Source organism: Ignavibacteriales bacterium, assembly GCA_016709765.1.
GTDB lineage: Bacteria > Bacteroidota > Ignavibacteria > Ignavibacteriales > Ignavibacteriaceae > IGN3.
Genome location: JADJMD010000004.1, coordinates 47,069 through 55,089, shown reverse-complemented (window position 1 = coordinate 55,089; position 8,021 = coordinate 47,069). Strand labels below are relative to the sequence as shown.

6 protein-coding genes and 1 pseudogene are annotated in these 8,021 nt (G+C 32.7%); 6 read left to right on the top strand and 1 reads right to left on the bottom strand.

Annotation, left to right across the window (positions count from 1 at the left end):
- Positions 1-571, bottom strand: a 571-nt coding sequence (locus IPJ23_00715; protein MBK7629263.1) for a pirin family protein, incomplete at its 3' end; no start/stop codon positions are given.
- 153 nt (positions 572-724) lie between these two features.
- On the opposite strand from IPJ23_00715, the gene IPJ23_00710 reads away from it, so the two are divergent.
- From IPJ23_00710 to IPJ23_00685, 6 genes and pseudogenes are all read left to right on the top strand, one after another.
- A complete protein-coding gene (locus tag IPJ23_00710) occupies positions 725-3,967 on the top strand; it encodes a hypothetical protein (protein ID MBK7629262.1) in 3,243 nt (1,080 codons plus the stop codon).
- The gene (locus IPJ23_00705) at positions 3,964-4,602 is read left to right on the top strand and encodes a response regulator transcription factor (GenBank protein ID MBK7629261.1); all 639 of its coding nucleotides are present in this window, start codon (positions 3,964-3,966) and stop codon (positions 4,600-4,602) included. Before IPJ23_00710 ends, IPJ23_00705 begins: the two co-directional genes overlap by 4 nt.
- Before the next feature lie 404 nt (positions 4,603-5,006).
- A complete protein-coding gene (locus IPJ23_00700; protein ID MBK7629260.1) occupies positions 5,007-5,276 on the top strand; it encodes a hypothetical protein in 270 nt (89 codons plus the stop codon).
- A gap of 134 nt (positions 5,277-5,410) precedes the next feature.
- Positions 5,411-6,318 (top strand): annotated as a pseudogene (locus tag IPJ23_00695) (1-aminocyclopropane-1-carboxylate deaminase/D-cysteine desulfhydrase).
- A 112-nt stretch (positions 6,319-6,430) separates the two neighbouring features.
- The gene (locus tag IPJ23_00690; protein MBK7629259.1) at positions 6,431-6,841 is read left to right on the top strand and encodes a response regulator; all 411 of its coding nucleotides are present in this window, start codon (positions 6,431-6,433) and stop codon (positions 6,839-6,841) included.
- Entirely contained in the window at positions 6,822-7,913 is a 1,092-nt protein-coding gene (locus tag IPJ23_00685) for a PAS domain S-box protein (protein MBK7629258.1), read from the top strand. Before IPJ23_00690 ends, IPJ23_00685 begins: the two co-directional genes overlap by 20 nt.
- Positions 7,914-8,021: the final 108 nt, after the last annotated feature.

The following is an 8,021-nucleotide window of genomic DNA, read 5'->3' as shown; positions in this document are numbered from 1 at the left end:
GAATGTAAGCACCATTTGCAGAATTGCTTATTTGATAATTTACTTTTTTTCCCTTCTCAAAATTCCCAAGATAAATTTCTGCATCCTGATGAATATATAATGAGCCTTCTTTATTCAATCCGGAAACTGCGGGAATAAGTTTATTCTTTCTCTTAGAAATAGGAAATGATTTTTGATCATATCTCGGTTTTATGTTTTTTTCTTTTGGGAAAATCCATAACTGAAAAAGTTTAACCGCTTCTTTATCGGATGGATTAAACTCAGAATGTGTAATCCCTGATCCCGCAGACATAACCTGAACTTCATCTTTATAAATAACTGAACCAGTGCCCATACTGTCTTTATGTTCAAGCGCACCTTCTAAAATAATTGTTATAATTTCCATATTATCATGCGGATGAGTTCCAAATCCCATTGCCGGCACAACAGTATCATCATTAAGAACACGCAGCATTCCAAAGTTCATCATCTTTGGATTATAATAATTTGCAAAGCTGAAACTGTATTTTGTATCCAGCCAGCCGTAGTTTGCCTTTCCCCTGTCTTCGGATCTATAAATTATCTTTTTCATTGTTACCTCTTTTTGTCTTTTTTTTAATCACAATGTATGTCATAACACGTTTTTAGTCAAATATCCAGATCACATATTCTACACAGAAATATTTTGGCGATATAGAATCTTTGCAAAAATTATCCTATATATGGTTAAAGACTTACCAAAATGATGAAAACCTTAATAAAAAGTAAAAGCAAAACTTTTTCTCTGTTGATCACAACTGTAATTATGCTTTTAATCTCCACAAAAGTATTGCCGCAGGATTATGTGATAAAGCAATTACGAATTGAAGACGGTTTGTCACAAAGCACTATCTTTGCTTCTTTACAGGATAGCAAAGGCTATATGTGGTTTGCAACACGCAGCGGTTTAAATCGTTACGATGGTTATAAGTTTAATATTTACTTCAATGATCCCAAAGACTCCACTTCCCTTTCCGATGATGGAACAAACTCGCTTTATGAAGATAAGAATGGAAACCTGTGGATAGGAACTATTTACGGTAACATAAACAGATTTGACCGAAAGACTGAAATTTTTAATTATAAAAATGTTTCTGATTTACTGGATGTACTTCCGGATCAGGCTGATGATTTTTATGAATATCCCCTGTCGTTTTCAAGAAATCAAAAAACTACCATAACTTCTCTTGCTGAGGACAAAGACGGCAAACTCTGGATTGGTACCTGGGGTTCGGGAATAATTGTAATTGATAAATTTTTTAAACTGTATCATCATTTTTATTTTGATAAAAATAATCCCGGCGGACTTAAAACAAACAGGATAATGGATTTGATTTTTGATCACGAGGGCAAATTGTGGGTTGCAACTTTTGGAGGAGGATTAACAAGAATTACAAAATCGATTGAAAATTCTAAAGAAAATTTTTCTTTTGAAACTTTGCTCCAGGGTGAAGACGAGTTTTCACTATCAGACAATAAACTGTTAAACCTGTTTCAAGATTCTAAAATGAATATCTGGATCGGCTCTTACTATGGCGGACTGATACATATACCGAGTGATCAAACTAAATTACCTTTTGGAAAAGCTAAAATAGATTGTCAACGATGCCCTATTTCTGTAAACAATTTAACTCCAAATACAATTATGTCTTTTGCAGAAGATATTGAACAATATTTATGGATCGGAACTTTTGGCGGTGGATTAATAAGATATGATAAAAATAAAAACACAACGCTGCATTTTTTTAATGATCCAATCAATCAATATTCGCTGGGTGATAATGATGTGCTTTCACTGTGTACGGATCGCTCCGGAATTATTTGGGCTGGTTCACATCTTGGTGCTGGGGTTACAAAAATTTATAAAAACAATGCCCGGTTTAATCATATTAAACATCAACCGGGAAAAAGTAATAACCTTAATGATGATGTAGTCTGGTCTATTTACAAAGATCAGGAAAACATTCTCTGGATTGGAACTTACAAAGGCGGCTTAAATAGATATGATCCGTCTTCAAAGAATTTTTCATACATAAAAAAAACTGATGGCAGCAATTCTCTGAGCAGCAATCACATAAGAACAATTAAAGAAGATAATTATGGTAACCTTTGGATTGGAACGTACGACGGCGGATTAAATATCTTAAATAAAAAATCAAAAAGAGTAAGCGTATTTAAGAATAATCAAAAAGATTCTTCGAGTATTAGTGGAAACCAGATTCAGGATATATTAATTGAATCAGATTCAGTTTATTGGATAGCAACTTTTGGAGGCGGGTTAAATAAAGCGATAATAAACGGAAATCCAATTGATCAAAAAATAAAGTTCAAAAAGTTTATCAACGATAAAGATAATCCAAATTCGATAAGTGATAACCGTATCTATAAATTGTATCGATCGCGTGATGGTGTTTTTTGGATTGGCAGTTATGGCGGCGGATTAAATTCTTTTGATCCGCGAACGGAAATGTTTAAAAGTTATCCTTCCAACTCAGGAAATGATGATAGTTTTAATATCGAAAATCTTATGACCATTCTCGAAGACTCAGATGGTATAATCTGGTTGGGCTCGTACGGTGGCAGTTTAACAAGTTTTAACCGCACAACAGGAAAATTTAAAAGATATTCTTTTACCGAAAGCTTAACTAGTGGTGTTGTATATGGAATACTAGAAGATGATTCAAAAAATCTTTGGATCAGTTCTGACAATGGAATCTTCAGACTTAATCTTATAACAAAAGATATAAAACGTTTCGATATTCAGGATGGATTACAAAGTCTGGAATTTAGCGGAGGTGCATATTTTAAAGATAAAACCGGAATAATGTATTTGGGCGGTATAAACGGTTATAATTTTTTTGATCCAAATAAAATTAAATCAAACAATTACATTCCGCCCGTAGTAATAACCTCTATAAAAGTTTTTAATGAACACATAAAAGGTGAGCCAAAGGAATTAGTACTTGATTACAAGAAAAATTTTATCTCTTTTGAATTTTCTTCTCTCGATTTTTCTGATCCCAGGGATAATCAATATTCGTTTATGCTCGAAGGATTACAAAATGAATGGCAGGTAACTGAATCCTCTTCAAGAATTGCTACTTACACCAATCTTTCGCCGGGTACCTATGTATTTAAAGTGCGCGGTTCTAACAGCGATGGTATTTGGTCTGATTCTTATGCATCAATAAAAATTGTTATTCTTAATCCATTCTGGCAAACATGGTGGTTTATAATTCTTGCGGTAATTCTATTGGCTTCGTTTTTGTATTATCTAAGCACAATAAGGATTAAAAACTTGCTTGCAATTGAAAAATTAAAATCTAAACTTGCTGCAGATTTACATGATAATATTGGTTCAGGTTTAACGGAGATTTCAATCTTAAGCGAAGTTGCATCAAGAAAAAATAATTTTGGCGAAATAAACTCAAACAGCGAGTTAAAAAACATTTGCGATATTTCAAGAAAACTTGTTGATAGCATGAGTGATATTGTCTGGGTGGTAAATCCAAGTCGTGATTCTTTACACGATTTGATTATAAGATTAAAAGATACTTACAGTGAGTTACTCAACTCGGTCGAAATATCTTTTAAAACAAAAAATCTTGAAAAGCTAAACGATGTGAAGCTGCCAATGGAGGTAAAACAAAATCTTTACTTAATTTTTAAGGAAGCAATTAATAACTCAATTAAACACAGTAAATGTAAACGCATTACACTGGAAGCGAATTTAAGAAATGATGTTTTGGAAATTATCTTAAATGATGATGGAATTGGATTTGACGAATCACTGCTGTCTAAAGGCAACGGGTTAAAAAATATGGAAAACAGGGCTGATCAGATCAACGGAAAAATAAAAATTAAGTCATCAATAAATAGTGGAACTTCTATTAGATTTATTGGTAAATCCGGTTTAACAAATAAACTTAAAGTACTTTTTAAACAATGATCAACGTAGCAATTGTAGAAGATAACACAACTATTAGAGAAGGACTAGCAGCATTAATTAATGGAACCGAAGGTTATAAATGTATTGGTTCATTTGGTGATGTGGAATCATTTTTACCAAAGATCGGTTCGCTGCCGATAAATGTTGTACTTATGGATATTGGGTTACCCGGAATGAATGGAATTGATGGAGCAAAATCTGCTGTTACAAAAAATCCGGATCTAAGCATTCTTATGTTAACCGTTTATGAAGAAAGTGAATTTGTGTTTGATGCGCTTTGTGCCGGTGCTTGCGGTTATCTAGTAAAAAAAACTCCACCGGCAAGATTACTTGAGGCAATAAAAGATGCTAACGATGGCGGATCACCAATGAGCTCCAGAATTGCGCGACAAGTAATAACAGCTTTTAAAGAAGGCAAAAGTATTACTCGTGAAACTCAGAATTATGATTTAAGTGATAGAGAAATAGGTGTGCTTAATCTTTTATCCGATGGATATAACTACCAGGAAATTGCGGAGACACTTTTTATTAGTGTTGATACAGTTCGACATCACATCAGAAACATCTACAAAAAACTCCACGTTCACTCACAATCCGAAGCTGTTGCAAAAGCAATTAGAAAAAAGATTATTTAGGAAATCAAATTATCCAATCTGTTCAAAATGAATTGCCACGACTTTCAGATTCTGTTACATTACTTTAAATTGCCATGACTTTTAAGTCGGGGACAAAGGTTAACAACTTTACTTTGGGCTTTAGCTTATACCTATCCCACAACTTAAAAGTCGTGGCTATTTCAAACTGGTTTTACTTGATCAAGTTTTTAAGTGCCCTCAATTTCCACATAATTATGTATTAATCCTGATTTTTTAATCGATCATAACTAAAAAACCGCATATCTATGCTGTTGCGCGCCTATCAATAATTTTGCACTTTTATCCCAGAAATTGACCCTGAGATTTTTTAAGCCAATTAAAGTATTATGAAACCAGAAAACGACCGAATAAAATCTATACTAACCAACAACGAGGAGGATGTTATGGAAAACATCATATATCCAAAAACAATTTCTAATCCATTAGCCGATCTTATTAGCGATGAGATTTGGGAATTACTGAACAGTCGCGGTTTAATTAATGATCGTTCAGTAAGAGATTATATTATTCGCAGAAGATTTAAAACATTGCGCTCGCAAAAAATTAGAACCGGTGATGCGATTGATACATTAAGGGCAGAATATCCTTATCTTCAATTTGACACGATTAGGAAGATAGTGCATAACCCTCCAAAACAGATAAGTAGATCATAGATCTTTTTAGGAATTCTACCCTTACCCGTCCTGATTACAAAATTGGGTCGGGTTTTTTTATATAAAAAATTTGGTTTACTGATTTTTTAATTTAATCTATAGTTAATTTTAATTGAATAGTTAAATTAGAATTAATGATAATAGAAAATCCTACAACTCCACTTACAGAAATCTTTGATCCGTTATTTGAACAGAAACAGATTAGATTTTTTGTAAAGCGAGAAGATCTCACTGATGATTTTATTTCCGGTAATAAATTTTATAAACTAAAATACAATCTAATAGAAGCTGAAAAGCTTGGTTATAAAACACTGCTGACATTTGGTGGCGCCTATTCAAATCACACTCACGCAACTGCCGCCGCAGGTAAAAAATATGGATTTAAGACAATCGGAGTTATTCGCGGTGAAGAACATTTACCACTTAATCCGACATTAAACTTTGCCAAAGAAAATGGAATGATTTTAGAATACATAGATAGAAAGTCTTATAGAAATAAATACGATAAATACATTGTTGATGAATTTAAAAATAAATTTGAAGATTTTTATTTAATTCCGGAAGGGGATCAAATCATCTTGCAATAAAAGGCTGTGCGGAAATTATTCCCAGCATTACAACTGATTTTAATTTTATTTGTTCTGCGTGCGGTACCGGCGGCACACTTGCCGGATTAGTTTTAGGATTGGATTCAAAATCTTTTGCTCTTGGTTTTTCTGTTCTTAAAGGTGGAGAATTTCTTTACAAAAACATTCGCACTCTTCTATCATATTATCAAAAAGACAAACTGAACAATTTTCAGATAAATCTGGATTATCACTTTGGAGGATACGCAAAAACAAACAACAAGCTAAACAAGTTTTGCAATAGTTTTGAAGAACAGCATAACATCCCCATTGAGCCAATATATACAGGCAAAATGTTTTATGGGATTTATGATTTAATTAAGAATAATTTTTTCCCGTTAAACAGCACAATTGTTGCAATCCATACAGGCGGTTTACAAGGATTGCAAGGTTTAAAACAGAGAAAAATGATTTAAAAAACTTACGTGTTTTAATAGAATAACATTTATAACTTTACAATATAGTTTGATTAATATTTTATTTCTTCGTAACTATTTCTCACAGTATCTCTAATTATTAAGAGTCTTTATGAGTCAAGAAAAAATCCTGATATGCGTACAGGAAAATAGTGCTGTAAAAAATCTGGAATCAAAACTTATTAATTCCGGTTTCTCTGTTGTTGTATCAAAAACAGAAATTAAATCTGTTGTTTCACTCGCGTTAGAATCCTATCCTGATTTTATTGTTATAAGTGTAAATCTTAATACTAAATTTTCCGGAATTGAAGCAGTTTCAGAGATCAAACAACAATTAGACATTCCGGTTATTTATCTTTCTCATGATGATGACAAAGAATCTTATAATAAAGCTAAGTCTACAAATCCAACCGCATATTTTTCATTTCCATTCGAAATTGATAACCTTATACGATCGATAGAGTTGGGATTAGCCAATTATAAGTTGCAACAAAAAATTAGTGATGCGCGCAAAAAAGTATGAAATGGTTATCAAAGCTAGCAAAGCCGGTGTTTATGAAATTGATCCCATTACTTTTGAGATAGATTGTGAAGAAAGTCTAGCAGAAGTGTTTAGTTATTCTATACAAGAAGTAAAAGACAAAGGTTGGGGCAATTTATTACCAATTGAAGATTACAACAAAAAGAAAGAATTATTGTCAAATTTATTGCAAGACAAAATTAAATCTTATTCACTTGAACACAGAGTAATAAAAAAAGATGGGTCACTTGCGTGGGCATTGTCTCATGGTTCATTAGTAACCGATACACACGGCAAATCTAAAATTGTTGGAACACTTACTGACATAACCGAGAGAAAAATTAATGAAGAAAGATTAAAAAAGTATTCTGAGGATTTGCAAAAAAGCAATTCTGCTAAGGATAGATTTTTCTCAATAATATCGCACGATTTAAGAAACCCCTTTAACTCTTTATTAGGATTTTCAGAATTACTTGCTAATAATATTGAAGACCTTACAGAACAAGAAGTAAAAGACTCCGCAAAAACATTGCATAGAACTGCAACTAATCTTTTTAATTTACTCACAAATCTTTTGGAGTGGTCCAGATTGCAGACGGGTAATTTCTCGTTTGAAAAATCAGAGTTTTCAATATGTATTATCGTAAACCATGTTCTCAGTATCTTTTCAGATTCATTTGAAGCTAAGAACCTTACGCTGACTAAAGAAACTGATCTTGAAATAAACGTGCTGGCCGATCAAAATATGATTGAAGCTTCAATAAGAAATCTTGTATCTAATGCAATTAAATTTACTCATGATGGAGGGACAATTACTGTTGGTTGTAAAACTAATGGTGATAAAGCCGAAGTATTTGTTAAAGATACAGGTGTTGGTTTGTCGTCAGAGGATCAAGAGAGATTATTTAAAATAGAAAAACAGTTTACTACTGAAGGAACCAAAAACGAAAAAGGTACGGGTTTTGGTCTGCTGTTAACTAATGAGCTAATCAAAAAAAACGATGGCACCATAAAAGTAACAAGCAAAAAAGAAAGCGGCTCTACTTTTACTATTGTACTGCCTTGTGTAAAGTAATTATTATTTCATTCAATTACAGGAAAATATATGTCCGATAATTCATCACCGGAAATTGATCCACAACCAAGCACTTTTAAAGTGTATTTAAAGAAATAACACAACCGT

Coding starts and splice junctions, on each gene's coding strand:
- IPJ23_00710 (MBK7629262.1), top strand. CDS start 725: ATGAAAACCTTAATAAAAAGTAAAAGCAAAACTTTTTCTCTGTTGATC.
- IPJ23_00705 (MBK7629261.1), top strand. CDS start 3,964: ATGATCAACGTAGCAATTGTAGAAGATAACACAACTATTAGAGAAGGA.
- IPJ23_00700 (MBK7629260.1), top strand. CDS start 5,007: ATGGAAAACATCATATATCCAAAAACAATTTCTAATCCATTAGCCGAT.
- IPJ23_00690 (MBK7629259.1), top strand. CDS start 6,431: ATGAGTCAAGAAAAAATCCTGATATGCGTACAGGAAAATAGTGCTGTA.
- IPJ23_00685 (MBK7629258.1), top strand. CDS start 6,822: ATGCGCGCAAAAAAGTATGAAATGGTTATCAAAGCTAGCAAAGCCGGT.